The organism is Maribacter aestuarii, from assembly GCF_027474845.2.
GTDB classification, from domain to species: Bacteria; Bacteroidota; Bacteroidia; order Flavobacteriales; family Flavobacteriaceae; genus Maribacter; species Maribacter aestuarii.
In genome coordinates this window covers 1,399,312-1,419,961 of sequence record NZ_CP107031.2, presented here as the reverse complement: position 1 = coordinate 1,419,961, position 20,650 = coordinate 1,399,312, and the positions used below count along the sequence as shown (strand labels likewise).

General features: G+C 39.0%; 23 protein-coding genes. 16 read left to right on the top strand and 7 right to left on the bottom strand.

The genetic code is table 11. The features are described 5' to 3' along the window. Positions 1-100: 100 nt before the first annotated feature. Positions 101-391 carry an HU family DNA-binding protein gene (locus N8A89_RS06440; RefSeq protein ID WP_099572450.1) on the bottom strand — a complete coding sequence of 97 codons (291 nt, stop codon included), beginning with the start codon at positions 389-391 and terminating at the stop codon, positions 101-103. A 127-nt stretch (positions 392-518) separates the two neighbouring features. On the opposite strand from N8A89_RS06440, the gene mutY reads away from it, so the two are divergent. The 6 genes from mutY to N8A89_RS06410 all read left to right on the top strand — a co-directional run bounded on the left by mutY (position 519) and on the right by N8A89_RS06410 (position 6,137). Beyond that, complete coding sequence (mutY, locus tag N8A89_RS06435) at positions 519-1,568, top strand: A/G-specific adenine glycosylase (RefSeq protein ID WP_289645137.1); 1,050 nt, start codon at positions 519-521, stop codon at positions 1,566-1,568. Between the two features lie 103 nt (positions 1,569-1,671). Next, positions 1,672-2,133, top strand: a complete 462-nt coding sequence (locus tag N8A89_RS06430; RefSeq protein ID WP_281541516.1) for a single-stranded DNA-binding protein — start codon at positions 1,672-1,674, stop codon at positions 2,131-2,133. Between the two features lie 22 nt (positions 2,134-2,155). After that, complete coding sequence (locus tag N8A89_RS06425) at positions 2,156-3,484, top strand: gliding motility-associated protein GldE (RefSeq protein WP_430682094.1); 1,329 nt, start codon at positions 2,156-2,158, stop codon at positions 3,482-3,484. After that, a complete protein-coding gene (gene gldD / locus N8A89_RS06420; RefSeq protein WP_281541514.1) occupies positions 3,474-4,031 on the top strand; it encodes a gliding motility lipoprotein GldD in 558 nt (185 codons plus the stop codon). The genes N8A89_RS06425 and gldD overlap by 11 nt, the downstream gene beginning before the upstream one ends. Positions 4,032-4,049: 18 nt before the next feature. Next, a complete protein-coding gene (locus N8A89_RS06415; protein ID WP_289645136.1) occupies positions 4,050-4,997 on the top strand; it encodes a pyridoxal-phosphate dependent enzyme in 948 nt (315 codons plus the stop codon). Beyond that, positions 4,998-6,137, top strand: a complete 1,140-nt coding sequence (locus N8A89_RS06410; RefSeq protein ID WP_281541513.1) for an MBL fold metallo-hydrolase — start codon at positions 4,998-5,000, stop codon at positions 6,135-6,137. On the opposite strand, the gene N8A89_RS06405 is transcribed toward N8A89_RS06410, so the two are convergent. Continuing rightward, positions 6,130-6,564 (bottom strand): hypothetical protein, encoded by a 435-nt coding sequence (locus tag N8A89_RS06405; RefSeq protein WP_281541512.1) that lies wholly within the window; start codon positions 6,562-6,564, stop codon positions 6,130-6,132. The genes N8A89_RS06410 and N8A89_RS06405 overlap by 8 nt on opposite strands. A gap of 265 nt (positions 6,565-6,829) precedes the next feature. On the opposite strand from N8A89_RS06405, the gene N8A89_RS06400 reads away from it, so the two are divergent. Continuing rightward, a complete protein-coding gene (locus N8A89_RS06400) occupies positions 6,830-7,573 on the top strand; it encodes a head GIN domain-containing protein (protein WP_281541511.1) in 744 nt (247 codons plus the stop codon). A 74-nt stretch (positions 7,574-7,647) separates the two neighbouring features. Here the strand turns inward: N8A89_RS06400 and N8A89_RS06395 are convergent, their stop codons facing one another. Further along, positions 7,648-9,720: a M16 family metallopeptidase gene (locus N8A89_RS06395; protein WP_289645135.1), complete on the bottom strand. Its 2,073-nt coding sequence runs from the start codon at positions 9,718-9,720 to the stop codon at positions 7,648-7,650. Positions 9,721-9,728: 8 nt separating this feature from the next. Further along, positions 9,729-11,051: a M16 family metallopeptidase gene (locus N8A89_RS06390; RefSeq protein WP_281541510.1), complete on the bottom strand. Its 1,323-nt coding sequence runs from the start codon at positions 11,049-11,051 to the stop codon at positions 9,729-9,731. 173 nt (positions 11,052-11,224) lie between these two features. Here N8A89_RS06390 and N8A89_RS06385 point away from each other — a divergent pair, with 173 nt between their 5' ends. From N8A89_RS06385 to rpmA, 3 genes are all read left to right on the top strand, one after another. After that, the gene (locus tag N8A89_RS06385; RefSeq protein ID WP_281541509.1) at positions 11,225-11,689 is read left to right on the top strand and encodes a DUF4199 domain-containing protein; all 465 of its coding nucleotides are present in this window, start codon (positions 11,225-11,227) and stop codon (positions 11,687-11,689) included. A gap of 89 nt (positions 11,690-11,778) precedes the next feature. Then, a complete protein-coding gene (gene rplU, locus N8A89_RS06380) occupies positions 11,779-12,486 on the top strand; it encodes a 50S ribosomal protein L21 (protein WP_289645134.1) in 708 nt (235 codons plus the stop codon). Positions 12,487-12,522: 36 nt separating this feature from the next. Further along, positions 12,523-12,783: a 50S ribosomal protein L27 gene (gene rpmA, locus N8A89_RS06375; RefSeq protein WP_281541508.1), complete on the top strand. Its 261-nt coding sequence runs from the start codon at positions 12,523-12,525 to the stop codon at positions 12,781-12,783. A gap of 115 nt (positions 12,784-12,898) precedes the next feature. Here the strand turns inward: rpmA and N8A89_RS06370 are convergent, their stop codons facing one another. Both N8A89_RS06370 and N8A89_RS06365 read right to left on the bottom strand, forming a co-directional pair. After that, on the bottom strand, positions 12,899-13,420 hold the full coding sequence (locus N8A89_RS06370; RefSeq protein ID WP_281541507.1) for a 5' nucleotidase, NT5C type: 522 nt from the start codon (positions 13,418-13,420) through the stop codon (positions 12,899-12,901). A 77-nt stretch (positions 13,421-13,497) separates the two neighbouring features. Further along, a complete protein-coding gene (locus tag N8A89_RS06365; protein WP_281541506.1) occupies positions 13,498-14,601 on the bottom strand; it encodes an SDR family oxidoreductase in 1,104 nt (367 codons plus the stop codon). Positions 14,602-14,847: 246 nt separating this feature from the next. On the opposite strand from N8A89_RS06365, the gene N8A89_RS06360 reads away from it, so the two are divergent. Next, positions 14,848-15,432 (top strand): DUF3332 domain-containing protein, encoded by a 585-nt coding sequence (locus N8A89_RS06360; protein WP_281541505.1) that lies wholly within the window; start codon positions 14,848-14,850, stop codon positions 15,430-15,432. A 65-nt stretch (positions 15,433-15,497) separates the two neighbouring features. Here N8A89_RS06360 and ahcY read toward each other — a convergent pair whose 3' ends face one another. Beyond that, the gene (ahcY, locus tag N8A89_RS06355; RefSeq protein WP_289645133.1) at positions 15,498-16,814 is read right to left on the bottom strand and encodes an adenosylhomocysteinase; all 1,317 of its coding nucleotides are present in this window, start codon (positions 16,812-16,814) and stop codon (positions 15,498-15,500) included. 83 nt (positions 16,815-16,897) lie between these two features. On the opposite strand from ahcY, the gene N8A89_RS06350 reads away from it, so the two are divergent. The 5 genes from N8A89_RS06350 (at position 16,898) to N8A89_RS06330 (ending at position 20,606) form a co-directional block, all read left to right on the top strand. Continuing rightward, entirely contained in the window at positions 16,898-17,536 is a 639-nt protein-coding gene (locus N8A89_RS06350; protein ID WP_281541503.1) for a 4'-phosphopantetheinyl transferase family protein, read from the top strand. Positions 17,537-17,670: 134 nt separating this feature from the next. Further along, positions 17,671-17,931, top strand: coding sequence for a thiamine-binding protein (locus tag N8A89_RS06345; RefSeq protein ID WP_281541502.1), 261 nt, complete (start codon positions 17,671-17,673; stop codon positions 17,929-17,931). After that, positions 17,915-18,553: a nicotinamide riboside transporter PnuC gene (gene pnuC / locus N8A89_RS06340; protein WP_281541501.1), complete on the top strand. Its 639-nt coding sequence runs from the start codon at positions 17,915-17,917 to the stop codon at positions 18,551-18,553. The genes N8A89_RS06345 and pnuC overlap by 17 nt, the downstream gene beginning before the upstream one ends. Next, positions 18,508-19,074, top strand: coding sequence for an AAA family ATPase (locus N8A89_RS06335; protein ID WP_281541500.1), 567 nt, complete (start codon positions 18,508-18,510; stop codon positions 19,072-19,074). Before pnuC ends, N8A89_RS06335 begins: the two co-directional genes overlap by 46 nt. After that, a complete protein-coding gene (locus N8A89_RS06330; protein ID WP_281541499.1) occupies positions 19,071-20,606 on the top strand; it encodes a DUF4301 family protein in 1,536 nt (511 codons plus the stop codon). The genes N8A89_RS06335 and N8A89_RS06330 overlap by 4 nt, the downstream gene beginning before the upstream one ends. Positions 20,607-20,650: the final 44 nt, after the last annotated feature.

Below are 20,650 nucleotides of genomic sequence, written 5' to 3'. Positions count from 1 at the left end.
TGTCGGTTAGCTCTTCTACGCTTCTTGCGCTTATGGGTAGCTACCTTATGTCTTTTTCTTTTCTTACCACTCGGCATAAAGTTCTTCTTTTAGATTATTGTTATTTTACTTGTACGTTGCTCTTTACTCCTTCAACAAAAACCTTTGCCGGCTTAAATGCGGGAATGTTGTGCGCAGGTATTTTTATGGTCGTATTCTTAGAAATGTTTCTTCCGGTTTTTTCCGCTCTAGTCTTAATGATAAAACTACCAAAACCTCTAAGGTAAACATTGTCTCCACCTTCCAATGAAGTTTTAACCTCTTCCATAAAGGATTCCACTGTTGCTTGTACATCTCCTTTTTCAATTCCCAGTTTATCTGAGATTTTCGATACAATTTCCGCTTTCGTCATCTTACAATATTATATTTTCTGTATGTTTTTTCGGGTTGCAAATATATAAATTTAATTCAATCTTTCTTTCTAAAGGGCTAATTTTAAGTATTTAAACTGCTACTTTTATCACTTAGTATTAAAGTAGATGTTATTTTCTAGGAAAATATTGATTTGGTACGGTCAAAATAAGCGTACCCTTCCGTGGCGGCGAACCCGCAATCCTTACAAAATATGGTTGTCGGAAATTATGCTGCAACAAACTCGCGTAGCCCAAGGGACCCCTTATTACTTGAAGTTTATAAGCGCTTTTCCAACAGTTCAGGATTTAGCGGCCGCCTCGGAGGAGAAGGTGTTAAAACTTTGGCAAGGCCTCGGATACTATTCTAGGGCTAGAAATTTACATGCCACCGCTAAAATGGTTGTGGACAATTACGGAGGGGAATTTCCGAACAATTATCAAGAACTTTTAAAACTTAAGGGTGTGGGCGACTATACGGCCAGTGCCATTGCCTCTATTTGTTTTGATGAGCCCCAGGCAGTTGTAGACGGTAATGTTTATAGGGTCTTGTCTCGATATTTTGGTGTAGTTACTCCTATTAATTCTACCACGGGGATTAAATATTTCAAGAAATTGGCTAATGAAGTAATGGACGTTGAGAATATAAGGGATTATAACCAGGGTATTATGGAATTTGGGGCCATCCAGTGCACACCAAAAAAACCCAATTGTCTCTTTTGTCCGCTATCTGAAAGTTGTATCGCGTTAAAGGATGGAAAAACAGACACGCTACCCGTCAAACTCAAGAAGACCAAGGTTAGGAACCGGTATTTTAATTATTTGGTCCCTATATTCTCAAGTGAAAAAGGTGAAAAAAGCACAGTTCTAAAGCAACGGAAGGGTAAAGGGATTTGGCAAAACCTATGGGAATTCCCCTTGTTGGAAACTGAAAAGGAGGTTGATATTAATTACATCGAAAAGGGATATAACAAAATTCTAGAGGGGAATACTAGTGGTCGAATCTCGCAATTTGATTCCACACCAATTGTACATAAATTATCCCATCAACATTTGAACACAAAGTTTTGGATTATTGAGACAGATGAAGTTTTATCGAAAGGAATTCCGGTAGCAAATTTGGATAAACACCCTGTTCCGGTTTTGATAGCGGATTTCATCAAAGCATTTAAATTTTAGTACTTTTGTTTAAGAAAAATATTCTTTTAAGAGTTTGATTTACATAGAGGTGAATTTGTAAAAAAATCATTAAGCCTCAAAAAATTTAATTGGAGAAAATAGTATGAGCGGTACATTGAATAAGGTGATGCTAATAGGGCATCTGGGAGATGAGGTTAAGATGCATTATTTTGAAGGAGGGGGTAGTATTGGAAGATTTCCGATTGCCACTAATGAGACCTACACGAATAAATCTACCGGAGAACGCGTAACAAATACCGATTGGCACAACATCGTTGTTAGAAACAAGGCGGCCGAGATATGTGAAAAATACCTAAGCAAAGGAGATAAAGTATATGTTGAAGGGCGGTTAAAGAACAGACAATGGCAAGGCGAGGATGGCAATACCCGGTACACCACTGAAGTGCATGTACAGGAATTTACTTTTCTTACCACTAAAAAGGAAAGCATGGCCAATGGCCCCGGGCAGTCAGAGCCAGCTCAGAATAAGACCGTAGAAAGTAGAACACCACCAAAAGAACCATCACCATTAAGTCAAACAGAAGACGACGACCTACCTTTTTAATGCAATTAACAAATATTGACCATTGGACCCTGACCCTTCACGTTTTATCTTAAATTTCATGGTTATGGATGGTGGCTTTTTCCTAAATATTGCTATTCTCATCATCCTATTAATTTGTTCCGCGCTTATATCTGGGGCGGAAGTCGCACTTTTTGGGCTATCCCCTACAGAGGCCAATGAAATTGAAGAAAAGAGAACAGCGCAAGGCAGTATCCTAATTAAACTGCTCGAGCGGCCTAAAAAATTGTTAGCTACTATTCTCATTGCCAACAATGCCATTAATATTGGTGTTGTCTTGCTTTTTAATATTATAGGAGATACTATTTTTTCCAGTGTAAACCAGCTGATTTTGGGAGTTGTTTCCCTTCGGTTTGTGTTAGAAGTGGTGGTAGCTACCTTTTTAATATTAATGTTCGGTGAAATACTTCCCAAGGTATATGCCAACCGTAACAGAATGAGTTTTTCCAATTTTATGGCTTACCCACTTAGGGTTCTGGACTTTTTATTTTCACCTTTGAGCCTTCCCATGCGTTCTGGAACTATTTTTTTATATAAAAAGCTGGGTAAAGAAAAGTCAAATTTAAGTGTAGACCATCTGTCTCAGGCCTTGGAACTAACTTCGGACGGTGATACCACAAAAGAGGAACAAAAAATTTTGGAAGGTATCGTTTCCTTTGGTAACACGGATACCAAACAAGTAATGCGACCGCGAATCGATATCTTTTCCCTAAACGACCAGATGAAATTTTTGGAAGTTCTCGAGGAAATTAAGAAAAACGGATATTCGAGAATTCCGGTTTATTCCGAGAATATAGATACTGTTCTAGGCGTGCTGTATGTTAAGGATTTGCTGCCCTATTTGGACAGAAAGTCCTTCAATTGGATGACCTTGATAAGGGAACCATACTTTGTTCCGGAGAATAAAAAGCTGGATGATTTGTTGGCCGAATTTCAGGCTAAGAAGAACCATTTGGCAGTTGTCGTGGACGAATACGGAGGCACCTCTGGGATAGTTACGTTAGAAGATATTATCGAAGAAATCGTTGGGGATATTAGCGATGAATTTGACGATGAGGACTTAATATTTTCGAAGTTGGACGATTATAATTATGTCTTTGATGGTAAGACCACCCTAAAGGATTTTTATCGGGTCACAAAGCTGGAGGACGAAACATTGTTCGAGGATAATAAAGGTGAGTCTGAAACCATTGCGGGATTTGTATTAGAAATTTCTGGAAGTTTCCCGAGAAGAGGTGAAAAAGTAGGATTTCATGATTTTCAATTTGTAGTGGAAAGTCTGGATAAAAAGAGATTGAAACAAATAAAAGTTACACTGCCCCATGAAGTTTAGATATGCGATAGTGGTCATTGGATTACTCCTGCCGGTAATATCTTGTAAGGAAGAACCTATTCCAAAACCGAAGGCACAGATGCGTTTGGAATACCCCGCCGGCAAATTGGCCACTTTGGAAACCGAAAATTTTATTTTTCAGTACAATCAGTTTGCCAATGTCGAATCTCAAGACAGTAAAGCGATTACCTTGACTTATCCGGACATGAAGGGAGCGATATTTCTCAACTATAAAAAAATAGATAACAACTTAGGTAAGCTCATTAATGATGCAAAAAGGTTAAGCTATGAGCATGCCGTGAAAGCGGACAACATTGTGGAGCAACCCTACGTTAACCCTGACGAAAAAATTTATGGCGCATTGTTTGAAGTTCAAGGGAATGCCGCCTCACAATCTCAATTTTTCGTAACGGACAGTACCGAACATTTTCTGACCGGGGCCGTTTATTTTGCCACAAAGCCCAACTACGATTCTATTCTTCCGGCAGCAGCATATCTGCAAAATGATATTAGACGGATTATAGAGTCTATAAAATGGAAAGATTAGCGTTATAAAACTATGGTTATGCAAAAGCGAGATATATTGGATTGCCATAGCAGAATAAAGCCTTATATACACCGTACGCCCGTTCTCACCTCCAGACTGATCAATGAAAAGATTGGAGCCGAAGTCTATTTTAAATGTGAAAATTTTCAGCGGGCAGGAGCTTACAAAATCCGTGGGGCTACCAATGCCATTTTACAATTGTCCGAGGAACAAAGGGCAAAGGGGGTGGTTACCCATTCTTCTGGTAATTTTGCGCAAGCGGTTGCCTTGGCCGCCACCAATCTAGGTATTTCGGCTCATATTGTTATGCCGACTTCTGCGCCCAAAGTAAAAAAGGTTGGGGTAGAACAGTATAAGGGAATCATATATGAATGTGAACCAACCTTAGAGGCAAGACAATCCCTGGCGGATAAAATTGCGCAGAAAACCGGAGCAACTTTTCTACACCCTTCCAATGACCTGAACGTTATTTTAGGTCAGGGCACTGCGGCCTTAGAGTTGCTGGAAAATTATCCAAACCTTGATTATATATTTTGTCCGGTGGGTGGTGGTGGCCTTATCGCTGGGTCCGCCGTGGTTGCACATTATTTTGGGACTGATTGTGAGGTCATTGGTGGGGAACCTTTTGAAGCAGATGACGCTTACAGATCTCTGAAAAGTGGTAAAATCGAAGGGAATAAAACCGTAAATACGATTGCGGATGGTCTGAGAACTACGTTGGGCGACAATAATTTTCCTATTATAAAAGAACACGTATCCAAAATTGTTAGGGTTGAAGAGGATGAAATTATTTCTGCAATGCATTTGGTCTGGGAACGTATGAAAATTATCATTGAACCTTCTAGTGCGGTAACCGTAGCCGCTTTAATTAGAGATGCCACTGAAAATCCTAAAGCTTATAAAGAAAAAAAAGTGGGTATAATTATTTCAGGTGGAAATGTAGATTTACAAAATCTGCCTTTCTAAATGGGAAAAATTAAAAAAGTTCTGAGGGGAATGGTCATAATCACAGGAGGCGCACTAATAGTAATTATTATTGGAACGATATTTTTCGTTAATATCAGTCCTGAGTTTGGTGGCTCTGCTTCTGGGGAGCAAAGAAAGCAGTACGCAAAATCCAATAACTACAAAGATGGTACTTTCATAAATCTTGATGACGTAAAAATGGAGCTGGGGTTTAGTGGTTTTTTCAAAAGCATAGGCAGCTATTTTAAACCGCAACCTAATACCCTACCTAAGAAGAATATTAACGTTCAAAAAATCGATTCTATTGAAATTATTCGCTACCAAGGTCCGACCCGACTCATTTGGTTCGGGCATTCCACTTTCTTATTGCAAATGGAAGGCGAGAACTTACTAATTGACCCAATGTTCGGGGATGTTCCGGCACCTAGCCCATATTTAGGCACCAAGCGCTTTAGTAAAAGTTTACCAATTGAAATAGAGAAACTACCAAAGATTGATGCTGTTATTTTTTCGCATGACCATTACGACCATTTGGACTATGGTTCTATTCAGCTGTTAAAAGATAAAGTGGCCATGTTTTACACTCCCTTAGGACTTGGGGTGCATTTGACGGAATGGGGCGTTGAAAAGGAAAGGATTATAGAGTTGGATTGGTGGGAAAATATTAATTTTAAGCAGTTAAAATTTATATGCACTCCCGCACAACATTTCTCCGGAAGGGGCCTGACCGACCGTGGTAAAACCTTGTGGAGTTCATGGATTATACAATCGGATACAGAAAATATTTTCTTCAGTGGCGATAGTGGATATGCTTCACATTTCAAGGAAATCGGAGAGAAATATGGTCCTTTTGATTTTGCTATGATGGAGTGCGGACAGTACAACGAACTTTGGAAGGAAATTCATATGATGCCTGAAGAAACTGCGCAGGCCGGTGTGGAAATTAAGGCGAAGAAAATAATGCCGATTCATTGGGGAGCCTTTAAACTGGCCATGCATGCTTGGACAGAACCAGTTGAGCGTGTTTCCACTAAAGCCAAAGAATTAGGGTTGCCTGTTGTAGTTCCGAAAATTGGAGAACCCATTTATTTGACAGAAACAGGTAAATATCAGGACAAATGGTGGGAAAAATTTAATTAGAGGACTCCAATAGAGCCTCAGCCTGTGCAATGCTTGAGTTAATCTCTTCTTTTACTTTTTTCACTTTTTCCTCCTCCTCGTCCAACCATTTTTGCTTTTCGGCAGATAGTTCTTTCCCTTCCAGAATTTCATCGGAATCAAAACGGTCGCCAAAATCCTTCATCCAATCCATCATGGATTCATTTGCTTGTTGCAAATCTCGCATGGCCTTAGCCTGAGCGGATTCGTCACCTAAGGAATCCGCCATTGGTTTCAATTGAGATACCAGTTTACCTAATTTTCCCATTTTTGGCATTACCTCATCATGAATGGCCATTACCTGTTCCATTTGTGTTGGTCCCTCCTCAACCTTTTTCTCTTCTTTGCAGGATGAAAACAGGAGTAAGGAAACAATTGAAAAGGACAGGACTATATTTTTAGAAATCATTTTTTGAAAGTTTTGAGGTTCTTAGGTCTAAATTGTTCAATAACTGTAAAGATATCAAATATAGAAAAGGTCCGATGCAAAGTATGTCGTAATTTCATGCTGGGAAGAAATACCAATATATATTATGATTTCATTGGTTATCCGTGCTGAATCTATCTAGAAAATCAATTGTAATGAAAATGAATAATTGATTTTTTTTAACTTACTGTAACAAAATAATTCTCATAATGTCTTTACGTAGTACTATACTAAAAATGAAAAAATCATGAAAAAATCAATCGTAACACTAGCATTATTTTTCTGCTTTGTAGCAGGTGTCTTTTCCCAAACCAAAACCGTAAATGTTGACCCCTTCGATAAAATCATCATAAGTCCACATATTGAGGTGGAATTGGTAGAGGGTTCAGAAGAATCCGTAATTATAGAAAATGCCAAGGTTTCTATGGATAAAATCAATGTTGAAGTGGAAGGGAATACCTTAAGAGTATATCTTGATGGCGCCAAGACCGTGACCAAATCCGAGCGTGTTTCTTCGGATAATTGGAAAGGGAAAAAATCTTTGTACGATGGAACAATGGCCACAGCCAAAATCACCTTTAAGACACTTAAAAATCTTTCTATTCGAGGAGAGGAAGTTGTGAAGGTAAAGAGCCCAATAAGCCAAGATGATTTAAAGTTGACCATTTATGGAGAATCCAAAGTTTACTTTAATGAACTTGTCCTAAGTGAACTTACCGTTGCCATCTATGGCGAAAGTTATCTAGAAATTACCAATGGCAAGGTAGATAGACAGGTTTACAGGGCATATGGCGAGAGTGAAGTGAATACCTCTTCCATGAATAACAATGAGACTAAAATTACGGCCTACGGGGAAAGTAACTTTAGGGTAAACGTTTCAGATAGGCTAAAAGTCACTTGTTATGGTGAAACGAAAATAAACTATACAGGGGATGCCGAGGTAGATAAAGGAATCGTTATTGGCGAGGCGGAAATTAGAAAAATAGGATAGTGTTTTTTTAGTAGTGTTTGGATAAAAAACCCCGCTCTTAGAAGCGGGGTTTTCGTTGTTAAAGGGATTAAGCCTTATTCGAAATCAGCTGGGGTTACACCCTCATTAACTTTAATTTCGGTGAACATAAAATCGATATTTTGAGGCCCCATACTTTGCGTTAATTTAAACGGGAACATAATTCCTGAGACTTCTTTATAATCGTCGTAAGAAAGTGTTTGTTGAACTTGTTGCCCTTGCATTTCGGCCAGATTTACTTCTTGTAATTTAAGCCCTGTCTCAACATCATAATACACGGTTTTATTGTCCGTCACCTTAATTTTGTAGGCTTTTTTATCACCAACATTTTCTATCCCTTCTAAAGTTATTCCACCTACTAATAGATAGTTTAGCTCTGGAAAAGGAGCTGATTCTTCTTTAATTTTACTAACTTCTTCCTCCGTAAAATCCTTACGTTGGCCTTGAGCCATTACATACCCTTTGTCACCATCAAAGACTTGCTTGCTCATAGAATTCCCCATCATCTTAACATCTTGCATGAATTGGTCCTTTGAGGTCTTTTTCATTTCAAGCTCCAGTTTCATTCCTTGCATCTCGGCCTCGGCGGTCATGGAATACGATTCTACCTCTTCTAAAGTTTTCTTGCCTCCAATTGCTTCAATATACTTCTCCAAGACTTCATCGGAGGTCACACCTTCGGGCATATCCGCACTGTAATCCGGTTTTTCGGTCTTCTCCCCCATTTTGTCATAATATTGAACGGGGATTTTTTTACCGTTTATGCTTACATTTTCTAAATTTTCCAATACCTCACTGCCTTTGCCGGCAACGACCACTCTTGCATTACTTGTAGAAAAATATTTTTGAGCAGCTTTTTGAACATCGGATACGGTTATTTTGTCCAAGCGTTCTAAATAGGTTTTGTAAAAATCTTTTGGAAGGTTCTCCTTTTCAATGTTCAAGGCATAGGCAGCTATCGTTTGTGGCTGTTCCAAGGCCATTACAAATCTCCCAGCATATTTCGCCTTCGTATTCTCCAATTCCTTCTCGGTTACCGGCTCATTGACTATTTTATCAATTTCCTTTAGTATTTCCACAACAGAACTGTCAGTAACCATATTGCGTACACTGGCGGTAGCCCTAAATCTGGAAACATCATATTTATCATCCCCTATTGATGAATAAGAGCCATAAGTGTAACCCTTGTCTTCTCGGAGATTGAGGAATAGACGGCCTTCGCCACCGCCACCTAAAATTTGGTTGGCCACTAGGGCAGGAAGGTAATCTTCGTTCTTCATTTTGAGCTCCACCAAATTTTGCACCGCAATCTCGGATTGTACCGCATTGGGCATATCTACAAAATTAATTTGGGTGTATTGGGCGTCATTCGGAGTAGAATAAGTAAAAGAGGGGGGCGCGGCTTTAGTCCACGGCGTAAATGCCTTTTCTGCCAATTCTTTAGCTTTCTCAAATTCTACATCACCGATGATGACGAGATAAGCATTGGCGGGAACAAAATAGTCACGGTAGAACTGCTCTACGTCCTCCAGGATTACGTTATTCACGGTTGCTTCCGTAGTAAATTCCCCATAGGGGTGATTCTTGCCATAAGCTAAAGCGCGTTGAACCCTACCAGCAATTGCCGCAACATCCTTTTCTTCAGTTTTGAGTCCGGTAATCAATTTTTCCTTCTCTTTTTCGAATTCTTCCTGTGTGAAGTTTGGATTTATAGCCGCATCTGCCATTAATTCCAATATTCTGGGAAAATACTTGGACAACGAACTTGTATAGGCACTTTGTGGACCAAAGCTCATTCGTGCCCCAAGAAAATCTATTTCCTCATTAAATTCGTCCTTACTTATATTTTTAGACCCTTTGCCTAAAAGACTTCCGGTTAAGCTGGATACCCCAGCTTTCTCACCCTCCAAAATGGGGGGGTTGTCAATAGTCAATTGAATGGACACCCTTGGTAATTTATGGTTTTCAACAACCATGACCTTTAACCCGTTCTTTAGCTGAAAGCTTTGAGGTTCTTCAAGATTGATTTCGGGAGCGGGTCTCGGTTCGGGCATCTTGGTGCGGTCTACTTGCGCATGTACTGTAAGGGCACTTAAAATTCCAATAAATAGGATATAATATTTTTTCATAGCGATATTTAATTTGATGGATTTTCTTCGGGTAGATAGTCTATTACTACACGTTGGTTTGGATTAAGGTACTTTTTGGCAACTTCCATTATCTCTTCGCGGGTAACGGACCGGTAAATATCTATTTCCTTGTTGATGAGCGAAGTATCGCCATACAACATATAATTAGTGGCCAAGGACCCGGCAATACCTTCCACACTGGAGTTGGAATTCACAAACCTATTTTCAAACTTGTTTTGTAATTTTTTGTAGTCGTTTTCAGAAATCAAGTTTGTCCTAACCTTCTCTATTTCTTCTTCAATAGAAGTATTCAATGTTTCCAACGAAGTGTCCCCAACGGGCAGTGCAAAGACCAAATACATGCCATAATCTTCCTGACCTATATTGAAAGCACCTACCTGCAGTGCTTCTTTTTGGTCGTCTACCATCTTTTTGTAAAGTTTGGAAGTTGGGCCATCACTTAAGTAGGTGGAGAGCATATCCAATACATAGGCATCTCTTTCTTTAAAGCCCGGAGTGCGGTAAGCGATGACAGTGGCCGGAATTTGGATGTTAGGGTCATAGGATACCGCCTTCACTTCGGTAGTTATTGGCTCTTCTGACGGATAGTTGCGAACGACTTCTGCACCTCTCGGGATGTCCTTGAAGTAGTCAGATATCCACTGCTTGGTCTGAGGGATGTCAATATCCCCTGCCACCACGAGGACAGCATTGTTGGGAACGTAGTATTTTTCCTTATACTCAATGAATTCCTCCAGAGAGGCCGAATCCAAATCTTTCATGTAGCCAATATTCGGGTCTTTGTAAGGGTGGTTCTTGAACAAGTTTTCTGATACCGTAAAGAGAATTTTACCGTAGGGTGAATTATCGTAGCGCAATCTTTTCTCTTCCTTCACAACTTCGTTCTGTGTATCCACACCGTCTTGGTTAATGACTGGATGAAGCATACGTTCGGCTTCCATCCAAAGACCTAGTTTAAGATTATTGGAGGGGAATACCTCGTAGTAATAGGTTCTATCCTGGGAGGTATTGGCATTGTTTTTTCCACCGTTCGAGGATACGATTTCAAACCATTTCCCCTTTTCAATATTCTCGGTACCCTCGAACAATAAATGTTCGAAAAAATGGGCAAATCCGGTTCTACCTTCTGTTCTGTCTTTACCTCCAACATGATACATGACCGAGGTAGTGACTACCGGAGCCGTATTATCTTGGTGAAGGATTACATGCAAACCATTGTTAAGGTTGTACTCTTCATACTTTACCTCTTGTGCGCTCGTAATCACGAACGAAAAAAGTAAGGCAGAAGTTGATAGCAATTTTTTTCTCATCTTATGTAGTGTTTTTAAATCATACTTTGAATAAGTATGATTTTCGTTCTCAATGTTACATAAAAATAAGGTTTTGTAAGTATATTCTTTAAGTGGTAAATTTGATCAACTTAATTTTCCGATATTAGACCGAATATTTATAACTTAAGAAAATTATTAATATAATTTTTTCTATGAAAAACTATGCATTACCAATCAGGTTTGGAATTGCCGCAAGCGGTAGTTTAATAGCCTATTTTTTAATCTTGTCGCTCTTGGGGTTACACACCAATGTTTTTTACAGCCTTTTTAATGGCGTAATAACTGGGTTTAGTATTTACGAGGCCATAAAATATTACAAGATTAAAAAAGGAAGCGCTTTCAGATACAGTACCGGATTTATGGCAGGGTTGATCACCGGAGGGGTTGCAACATTGATTTTCACGCTCTTTTTCGCACTGTATTCCACGGAACTTTCTCCGGGATTTTTAGAGGAACTTTCAACAAAGTGGGCCAGTACCTACCAAAGTTTTGAGGCCATTGTATTTCTTGTGGTTGCCACTATGGGATTTGTTACTACCATAGTACTAACATTATCTTTCATGCAACTTTTTAAGTCTACCAATAATCCGAATGTTAAGGAGAACCAAATTCCATAAAAAACCCTTGTACATTAATCAATAAGCAGTATATTTGCACCCGCCTTTGGAAAAAATCCAATAGGTTTTAATTATACATTTTTAACAATATGTACGCAATTGTAGAGATGGCAGGGCAGCAATTTAAAGTTGCAAAAGACCAAAAAGTGTACGTTCACCGTTTGCAGACAGAAGAAGGGAAAAAGGTAACTTTTGACAATGTTCTTCTTTTAGATGATGGTACGAACGTTACTATTGGCGCCCCGGCCATAGATGGAGCCGCTGTTGAGGCTAAAGTCATTAAGCACCTTAGAGGTGACAAAGTAATTGTCTTTCACAAGAAAAGACGTAAGGGTTACAGAAAGAAAAACGGACATCGCCAGTCCTTAACGGAAATCGTAATCGAAAGTATCGTTGCGAAGGGCGCTAAAAAAGCGAAAGCTGCAGAGTCCAAGAAGGCTGTTCCTAAAAAAGAGGCTGAATCTAAAAAGGTTACCGGCAAAGCCGCTTCTGTAGAAGTTTCAGTAGCTTCAAAGCCTAAGGCAAAAAAAGCTAGCCCCAAAAAGGAATCTAAAGCGGATGACTTGAAAAAGGTTGAAGGAATTGGACCTAAAATCGCTGAAACGTTGATTGCTGCAGGCATTTCTACATTTGCAGAATTGGCGAAGACCAAATCTGAAAAGATTGATGAAATTATTTCTGATGTTCGTGGTAATCATGTTACCGATACTTGGCCAGCACAGGCAAAATTGGCTGCAGAAGGCAAGTGGGACGAGCTTAAAGAATTACAAGATAATCTAGATGGAGGTAGAAAGTAATTTTCACTCCAATATAATTTAATAAAACCGTAACAAATGGCACATAAAAAAGGTGTAGGTAGTTCTAAGAACGGTAGGGAATCAGAATCGAAACGTTTAGGTGTTAAAATTTTTGGTGGCCAAGCCGCAACTGCTGGTAATATCATCGTTAGACAACGCGGAACAAGACATAATCCTGGTGAGAATGTGTATGCCGGGAAAGATCATACTTTGCATGCCCGTGTAGACGGACTCGTAAAGTTTGAAAAGAAAGCAGGAGGAAAATCCTTCGTATCTATTGAGCCTTTTGAGGCTTAGGACACGTCTCTAACAAATATGAAAAACCCCTTACTGTTTTAAGTAAGGGGTTTTTATTTTAAATTTTTTGATTCTTTTTTAGGACAAAAAGTTTTTTATGATTGAGGCGCAAGGATTACAACAGCTTCTCGGCTACTTCTTTCCAAGAATTGACCCGTTCAAAGCCTTCCGTGTTTACGTTATGAGGTGAGGTAAATTGCAGGGAACGGCCATCAAAACGTTCCAAATTATAACTACGATCATCAATAAGGACATCACCTTTTAATATGTGTTTGTGACCACATAATATTCTATTTTGCCATGGTATAAAAGGAAGATGTTCATCCAGCCAATCGCTTTTTTCCTCCAGGGAATTAGGAAATTGCATGGCTGCGGAGGCGATGTAAACTTGATGTACTTCCGAAAGTCTTTTTAGAATTGGAATGCTGTCGGCTATGGGCTTTAAATCCCTAAAGAATCCCTTTCTGGTGGCATGTTTACGAACACTTTCCTGATGTGCTTCTGGCACCATCCTCCAGACCTCGTTTCCTAAACAACTTTGCGCTGTGAGCTGTCCGCCAAATTCCGAATTATAAATTTCTATATGGGCGCCGTAGGTATCTGCGATAACTTCATCCATATCAACAAAAATGATCATAGCTTAATTTTTGAGTGACGTAAAAATAAATATAAGGATTGACGAAGTAAATTAAAATTACTATTTAAAAGCAAGGATTACCACCGCTGGTCCTTGAACCCTTGTTCCTTGGCAAAATGTATGGTATCTCTTAAATAATTTTCAAGATTGTATTCCGGAATAGGCAAAATTTGTTGTAAAAGGGTGGTATCCCACTCGCAGGGTTTGGAGGTGAGATAAGGCGTGAGGTGCACACCAATGGTCTTATAGTAAAATTGTTCTAGTTTCGATTCAAAACCAGACTTCTGGTCGATAATCTCATGGGTAAGGCTAAAATTGTCAAAAGCAACGGCAGCTAAGATTTTCTTTATGCCGCTGTTGATATGGGTTGTTTTAGAATGTACAATATTCAGTTGGGTAATATCCTTATCAAATACAGTCGTAATAACCTTTGCTGCATAATCCACAGGTATAATGTTGAGACCGCTATCTTTGTGTGCCGTTATCCGTACACGGCCTTTGGTTGTATTTCCATGAAAGAACTTAGCAAAGAGGTAAAAGACCTTATATTTTGAGATAAAGAGACTAGGCGTTTTCAGAATATTGCCGCCTAGGACACTAGGTCTTAGAATTTGAACGGGTATATCTTTAACTTTTCCAATAGATACCAAATACTGTTCAGTCGCAAATTTAGAAGCTTCATAGTGGTTTCTATGAGAGTTTGGCGATGAGGTCAAATAATCGTTGTCCATTATTCCACCAATATTACCTGCGGAAAAAGCCGTGCTTATGTAGATAAACTTATCAATACAGTGTGCATATGCTTCAAAAATCGATTTGGTAAAGGCATAGTTTTTCTTAAAAATGTCTTCCTTTGCTTCCGGCAACGTGGATAGGTTTACAAATCCGGCGGAATGGATAAAATGGGTAATGCGAACACCTTCTAAGAATCGCTCAGGGTTTAAAATATCCTTTGCACATACTACGTTTATTTTGTCCAAAAGTTCATTACGATTGGTTTGAATGAATTCCGGTGTAAACCCACTTTCTAACATTCCTAAGATTCTGGCCATCGGTGAAAGCGCTTTCTTTTCTCTCACAGGAAGGTATATCCTATTTATAGTGTCGAATTTCTCTTCTAGCAAGCAAAACAGAACCTGAGAACCTAGGGTTCCCGTGGCACCGGTCAATAAAATATTCATAGTGATTCCGTTAAGTCCGTAAATATCGTATTAATAAAAAGAAACGATAGAACGCTACAATAAAAAGACAAAATTATTTCCAAAACTTTAAGTGCAATGGAGATCTATTTTAGTGTCCAAGAGAAAACAAGCCAATTAAACATAGATGGGGATTTTTGATTTTTTTAGAGTAATAATTATTTTTTTAAACTTCATTTAGAAGGGATAAAACTTTATCTTGAAGGTTAAATCTAAAATACATACAAAATGAAAAAATCTATTATCTGCGTGGCTATGGCCAGCTCGTTACTGTTTACAAGTTGCTTAGGTTCTTTTAGTGCCTTCAACAATTTAAAGGAATGGAACCAGAATATTTCGGACAGCAAATTTGTAAATAACCTTGTGTTCTGGGGATTGAATATTATTCCCGTATACGGACTTTTCTTTTTAGGTGATACTGTTATTTTTAACGTAATAGAGTTTTGGAGCGGATCCAATCCTATTGCTATGGAAGAGGGAGAACAGGAAACTCAAATGGTAGAGCGTGATGGAAACACATTTAAAATGGTTGCATCTAAAAACAGAATGCAGGTGACGGTTGTAGACGGACCAAAGACAGGTAAGAAAATTGATTTGGTATACAAACCAAGTGAAAAATCATGGAACGCTATTCGTCCAAATGGTGAAATCATTAAATTATCCTCTTTCGAAGAAGGTTTTTACATCGTATACATGCCAAACGGTAAGGAAGTAAAAATTGATGCATTAAGTACAAGGGAAGAAGGTTTGGCACTTATGAAGGAACAAACAGATTGTTACTATATGGAAGGTATGTTGGCAGAGAACAACTAATATTGTTTCTATAAAATAAAAATGCCCTCGATATTCACGAGGGCATTTTTTGTATAATTATTTTTCTAGTATCTGTAATACTCTGGTTTATAAGGTCCTTCCACGGTGACGCCAATATATTCGGCCTGGTCTTGCTTAAGTTCCGTTAGTTCAGCTCCTAAGCGAGACAGATGAAGTTTAGCAACTTTTTCGTCCAAATGCTTTGGAAGCATGTACACGTCGTTTTCGTAGTTATCCTTATTGTTCCACAATTCAATTTGAGCCAAGGTCTGGTTAGTAAATGAATTACTCATCACAAAACTTGGATGCCCTGTAGCGCAACCCAAGTTTACTAATCGACCTTCAGCCAAAATTATAATGTCCTTACCATTGATGGTATACTTGTCCACTTGTGGCTTTATTTCATCTTTGGTACTGCCATGGTTTTTGTTCAACCACGCCATATCAATTTCATTATCAAAGTGTCCAATATTACAAACGATGGCCTTATCCTTTAGCGCTTCAAAATGTTCTGCTCGGATAATATCCTTATTGCCGGTAGTGGTTATTACGATGTCTGCATTCCCAATTACGGTTTCCAATCTCTTCACTTCAAATCCGTCCATACAGGCTTGTAGTGCACAAATAGGATCAATCTCAGTAACCGTTACAATAGAACCGGCTCCTTTAAAAGAAGCTGCGGTTCCCTTACCAACATCCCCGTAGCCTGCAACGACTACTTTTTTTCCTGCCAACATGGTATCCGTAGCCCTGCGGATTGCATCCACCGCACTTTCACGGCAACCGTATTTGTTATCGAACTTAGATTTAGTAACGGAATCATTTACATTAATAGCCGGCATGGGTAAAGTTCCATTCTTAACACGCTCATAGAGTCTGTGAACTCCTGTGGTCGTTTCTTCCGATAATCCGTTAATACCGGCTGCCAGTTCTGGATACCTATCCAGTACCATATTCGTAAGATCACCACCATCGTCCAGAATCATATTCAAGGGCTTTCGATCTTCACCAAAGAATAAGGTCTGTTCTATACACCAATCAAATTCCTCTTCGTTCATTCCCTTCCACGCGTATACAGGGATTCCGGCATCTGCAATCGCAGCTGCTGCCTGGTCTTGCGTAGAGAAGATATTACAGGAGCTCCAAGTTACTTCTGCACCTAAAGCTACCAAGGTCTCGATTAGGACGGCAGTTTGTATGGTCATGTGAAGGCACCCTGCTATACGTGCACCTTTAAGTGGTTGCTCGTTACCATACTCTTCACGCAACGCCATCAATCCGGGCATTTCCGATTCTGCTAATTCAATCTCTTTTCTGCCCCATCCTGCAAGGCTAATATCCTTTACTTTATAAGGTACAAATGGAATCGTTTTGGTGCTCATATGTTTTTTTCTTTTTACTTTCGTTCGTAAGTGTTTAGCTATTTTTCTTGCGCTTCAAAGGTACGAAATAGACAAAGAATCCCATGCCGCTTTACAAAACTATAACAGTTGATCCAGTCACCTCACTGGCCATTTGGAAGGTCGATGAAACAGAGGCATATTTGGCGAAGGGCATTGAGCTAACCCAGCATTGTCAGGAACGTTTTGACGGAATGAAATCCGAGATGCACCGCAGGGCCTTTTTGAGCATACGTCATTTAATGGCCCACTACAATTATGTTGATGCAGATTTGTACTATGATGAGGTAGGAAAACCTCATTTAAGGGATGGTAAGCATATTTCTATCACCCATTCCCATAATTTTACGGCGATCATTATCAGTGATGGAACAGAGGTTGGTATCGATGTAGAAAAGCAACGCGAGAAAATTTTACGCATTGCCCATAAGTTCACACCTTTTGAAGAATACAGTACGTTGGCTAATACCGATGCCATCATTAGAAAATTGACCATAGTTTGGGGTGCAAAGGAATCACTCTACAAAATATACGGCGAAGTGGGAATTAGTTTTTTGCATCATATAGATGTTGCGGATTTCTCTTTCGCCGATCAAAGGACAACCGCAGAAATTCTTTACGAAGGAAAGGGGTCCAAATACAGTATCGCTTTTTTAGAATTTGAAGGCTTCACCTGTGTCTATGCTCTAAAGGTTGTTAGTTGACATTTTTTGGTCTGCTGTAAATAAACTAAAACATCATATTTGAAGATTAGAATTTTTATATCGATTAAAGTATTTTCACCTAACACCTAACACCTAACACCTAACACCTAACACCTAACACCTAACACATAAGAATGAACATATCAGTAGAACTTACTTTCTCTCCGCTACAGGATGATTTTGAGTCACATATAATCAACTTTATCAAAAAACTCAGAGCCTCCGGACTTACCATTCTGGAAAATCCTTTGAGCACGCAGGTTTACGGCGATTACGATGCCGTCATGAAAGTACTACAGACCGAAATAAAAATAGCTTTTGAATTGATGGACAAAGGACTGCTATACATGAAGTTGGTTAAATCCGATAGAAGCGACTATGAGCCCCATTTTTGATTTTTTCCTAGATCCTTACAAAGAAAAGGAAGTGTTCATAATTGTTTTAGAAGCCATTGTCTTTGTATCAGGGATTCTGAGCGTATGGTTCGCTAAAAAAGAAAACATTTGGGTGTATCCTACCGGGCTAGTTGCCACAATACTTACTGTATATCTCTTATTCAGAGACCGGCTAATAGGAGACATGATGATGAATTTTTACTTTTCTATTATGAGTATTTATGGCTGGTGGAATTGGGCCCGAACGAAAAACGATAGGAAGGTGGTACAGATTTCCAGGACCAGCCAACGGGAAAAAGTAATTGGCTTTGGACTTTTTCTTTTGACCATGATTGTTACTTATGGAGTTTACAGGGCATTTGATGTTGTGATAACTACTTCTAATTATATAGACATTTTCACCTCAGGTATTTTCTTTACAGCCATGTGGTACATGGCACTCAAAAAGTTGGAGAATTGGACGTTATGGATTTTTGCCGATTTATTAACAATCCCGTTGTATGCCTACAGGGGATGGGGCATGCTTTCCCTTCAATATCTTATATTTACCATCCTGGCCGTCCAGGGTTATTTCGCATGGAAGAAAAACTTAAACAAGAGCCCTCTAACATTATCAAAGTAGTCCTTTTTGGACCAGAATCTACTGGGAAAACCACTCTGTCCGAACAGTTGGCCAGGTATTACAATACGGTTTGGGTACCCGAGTACGCCCGAGAATATTTGCAGGAAAAATGGAACAATACAAGAAAAACCTGCGAACCACACGACTTATTACCCATTGCCGAAGGTCAAATGAGACTAGAAAACATGTTGACGAAAAAAGCAACAGATATTCTGATATGTGATACGGATTTATTGGAAACCAAGGTATATTCCGAAGCGTATTACGTAGGTGACTGTGACCCGCTACTGGAAAAGTACGCCGTTAAAAATACCTACGACCTTTACCTACTAACATATATTGATATACCTTGGGAAGCGGATGATCTGAGGGACAAACCAAATGAACGTGAAGAAATGTTTTTGTATTTTCAGAAGACTTTAGAAAAATACGAGCGTAAATTTATTATCTTAAAAGGAAGTAAAAATGAGCGTTTAAAAACCGCTGTAGAACACATAGATAACTTATTAGAAAAACGATGAATTTAACAGCCAAGGACAGGGAACAAATAGTAGAAAAAGGAATAAGCGAGCAGAAAGTAAAAGATCAGATAAGTACATTTAAAGAGGGCATACCATTTGTAAATTTAAAAAATGCCGCGATAGTCGGTAACGGAATTTATAAATTTTCAAAAGCTGAAGAAAAAGAATTGGTGGAGCTTTTTGAAAAACGATTACCCGAACTATCCATTTTAAAATTTGTACCCGCATCAGGGGCAGCTTCACGAATGTTCAAGGCCTTGTTCAATTTTCTGGAAACTTATAACCCAGAAGAAGAATCTCTAGAAACCTACTTGGAAAGGACCAACGATAAGGAAATGAGTGTCTTTGCAGACGGACTTGAAAAATTTCCGTTTTATGAGAACGTTATAAAAGATTTGAAACAAGATTACGATAGCAAAGGAAAAAAAGTCTATGATTTTGTTAACGAACTGTTGGATGAGAACGCCTTGAACTATGGTTTTTATCCTAAGGGCCTATTACCTTTTCATAAATATCCAAGTGGTTCGGAAACCCCATTTCAGGAACATTTAAAGGAAGGGGCTCTTTATGCAAGTTCCAATGGTAAATCAAACCTGCATTTTACAATATCAGAACAACATGAGGCCATGTTCAATTTTGAATTAAATGAAGTAAGGGAAAAGGTATCGGAAGATACCAATACGAAATTTCACGTAGATTATTCCTTTCAGAAACCATCTACGGATACCATAGCAGTAGATATGAAAAATGAACCTTTCCGGAATGCGGATGGTTCATTGTTGTTTCGCCCAGGAGGTCATGGAGCTTTAATAGAGAACTTGAACGAACAGGATGCCGATATAATTTTCATAAAAAACATTGATAATGTTGCTATAACTAAAGATGCGGATGCCGTTGCGGAGAGCAAAAAAGTGCTGGGGGGCGTGTTAATTCAAGTTCAGGAAAAAGCATTTTCCTATGCCAAAATTTTGGATGAGGATTCAAATTCGGAGACGGACTTTAATGAAATAGAAGATTTCCTTAAAGAACGATTGAACGTTAGATTCAATTCAAGTTATGCGAAATCTTCAGATGAGGCAAAAATAAAAATCCTAAAGGATAGATTAAATAGACCTATCCGAATCTGCGGTATGGTTAAAAACGAGGGGGAACCGGGTGGTGGCCCGTTTTGGATAACCGATAGTGAAGGTAACGTTTCCTTGCAGATTATAGAGTCCGCACAGATAGATATGGATAATTCGGAACAAGTAGACATATTGCAAAATTCGACGCATTTTAACCCGGTAGATTTAGTATGTGGCGTACGAAATTATAAAGGTGAAAAGTATGACCTTTTAGATTTTGTGGATAGGAAGCAAGGGTTTATTACCGGAAAAACAAAGGAAGGAAGGGAGTTGAAAGCGCTGGAACTTCCGGGTTTATGGAACGGGGCCATGGCCTATTGGAATACGATTTTTGTAGAAGTACCACTAGTGACCTTCAATCCTGTAAAGACGGTTAATGATTTATTGAAACCTTCACATCAAGCTTAGAAATTTTCTCTTTTTATCTTTAAAAGTGTGTATTTCTTACACAC

Bases quoted from the DNA above. Each gene is read 5' to 3' on its own strand.
- N8A89_RS06440 (WP_099572450.1), bottom strand. From the start codon at position 391: ATGACGAAAGCGGAAATTGTATCGAAAATCTCAGATAAACTGGGAATT.
- mutY (WP_289645137.1), top strand. From the start codon at position 519: ATGTTATTTTCTAGGAAAATATTGATTTGGTACGGTCAAAATAAGCGT.
- N8A89_RS06430 (WP_281541516.1), top strand. From the start codon at position 1,672: ATGAGCGGTACATTGAATAAGGTGATGCTAATAGGGCATCTGGGAGAT.
- gldD (WP_281541514.1), top strand. From the start codon at position 3,474: ATGAAGTTTAGATATGCGATAGTGGTCATTGGATTACTCCTGCCGGTA.
- N8A89_RS06415 (WP_289645136.1), top strand. From the start codon at position 4,050: ATGCAAAAGCGAGATATATTGGATTGCCATAGCAGAATAAAGCCTTAT.
- N8A89_RS06410 (WP_281541513.1), top strand. From the start codon at position 4,998: ATGGGAAAAATTAAAAAAGTTCTGAGGGGAATGGTCATAATCACAGGA.
- N8A89_RS06405 (WP_281541512.1), bottom strand. From the start codon at position 6,564: ATGATTTCTAAAAATATAGTCCTGTCCTTTTCAATTGTTTCCTTACTC.
- N8A89_RS06400 (WP_281541511.1), top strand. From the start codon at position 6,830: ATGAAAAAATCAATCGTAACACTAGCATTATTTTTCTGCTTTGTAGCA.
- N8A89_RS06395 (WP_289645135.1), bottom strand. From the start codon at position 9,720: ATGAAAAAATATTATATCCTATTTATTGGAATTTTAAGTGCCCTTACA.
- N8A89_RS06390 (WP_281541510.1), bottom strand. From the start codon at position 11,051: ATGAGAAAAAAATTGCTATCAACTTCTGCCTTACTTTTTTCGTTCGTG.
- N8A89_RS06385 (WP_281541509.1), top strand. From the start codon at position 11,225: ATGAAAAACTATGCATTACCAATCAGGTTTGGAATTGCCGCAAGCGGT.
- rplU (WP_289645134.1), top strand. From the start codon at position 11,779: ATGTACGCAATTGTAGAGATGGCAGGGCAGCAATTTAAAGTTGCAAAA.
- rpmA (WP_281541508.1), top strand. From the start codon at position 12,523: ATGGCACATAAAAAAGGTGTAGGTAGTTCTAAGAACGGTAGGGAATCA.
- N8A89_RS06370 (WP_281541507.1), bottom strand. From the start codon at position 13,420: ATGATCATTTTTGTTGATATGGATGAAGTTATCGCAGATACCTACGGC.
- N8A89_RS06365 (WP_281541506.1), bottom strand. From the start codon at position 14,601: ATGAATATTTTATTGACCGGTGCCACGGGAACCCTAGGTTCTCAGGTT.
- N8A89_RS06360 (WP_281541505.1), top strand. From the start codon at position 14,848: ATGAAAAAATCTATTATCTGCGTGGCTATGGCCAGCTCGTTACTGTTT.
- ahcY (WP_289645133.1), bottom strand. From the start codon at position 16,814: ATGAGCACCAAAACGATTCCATTTGTACCTTATAAAGTAAAGGATATT.
- N8A89_RS06350 (WP_281541503.1), top strand. From the start codon at position 16,898: ATGCCGCTTTACAAAACTATAACAGTTGATCCAGTCACCTCACTGGCC.
- N8A89_RS06345 (WP_281541502.1), top strand. From the start codon at position 17,671: ATGAACATATCAGTAGAACTTACTTTCTCTCCGCTACAGGATGATTTT.
- pnuC (WP_281541501.1), top strand. From the start codon at position 17,915: ATGAGCCCCATTTTTGATTTTTTCCTAGATCCTTACAAAGAAAAGGAA.
- N8A89_RS06335 (WP_281541500.1), top strand. From the start codon at position 18,508: ATGGAAGAAAAACTTAAACAAGAGCCCTCTAACATTATCAAAGTAGTC.
- N8A89_RS06330 (WP_281541499.1), top strand. From the start codon at position 19,071: ATGAATTTAACAGCCAAGGACAGGGAACAAATAGTAGAAAAAGGAATA.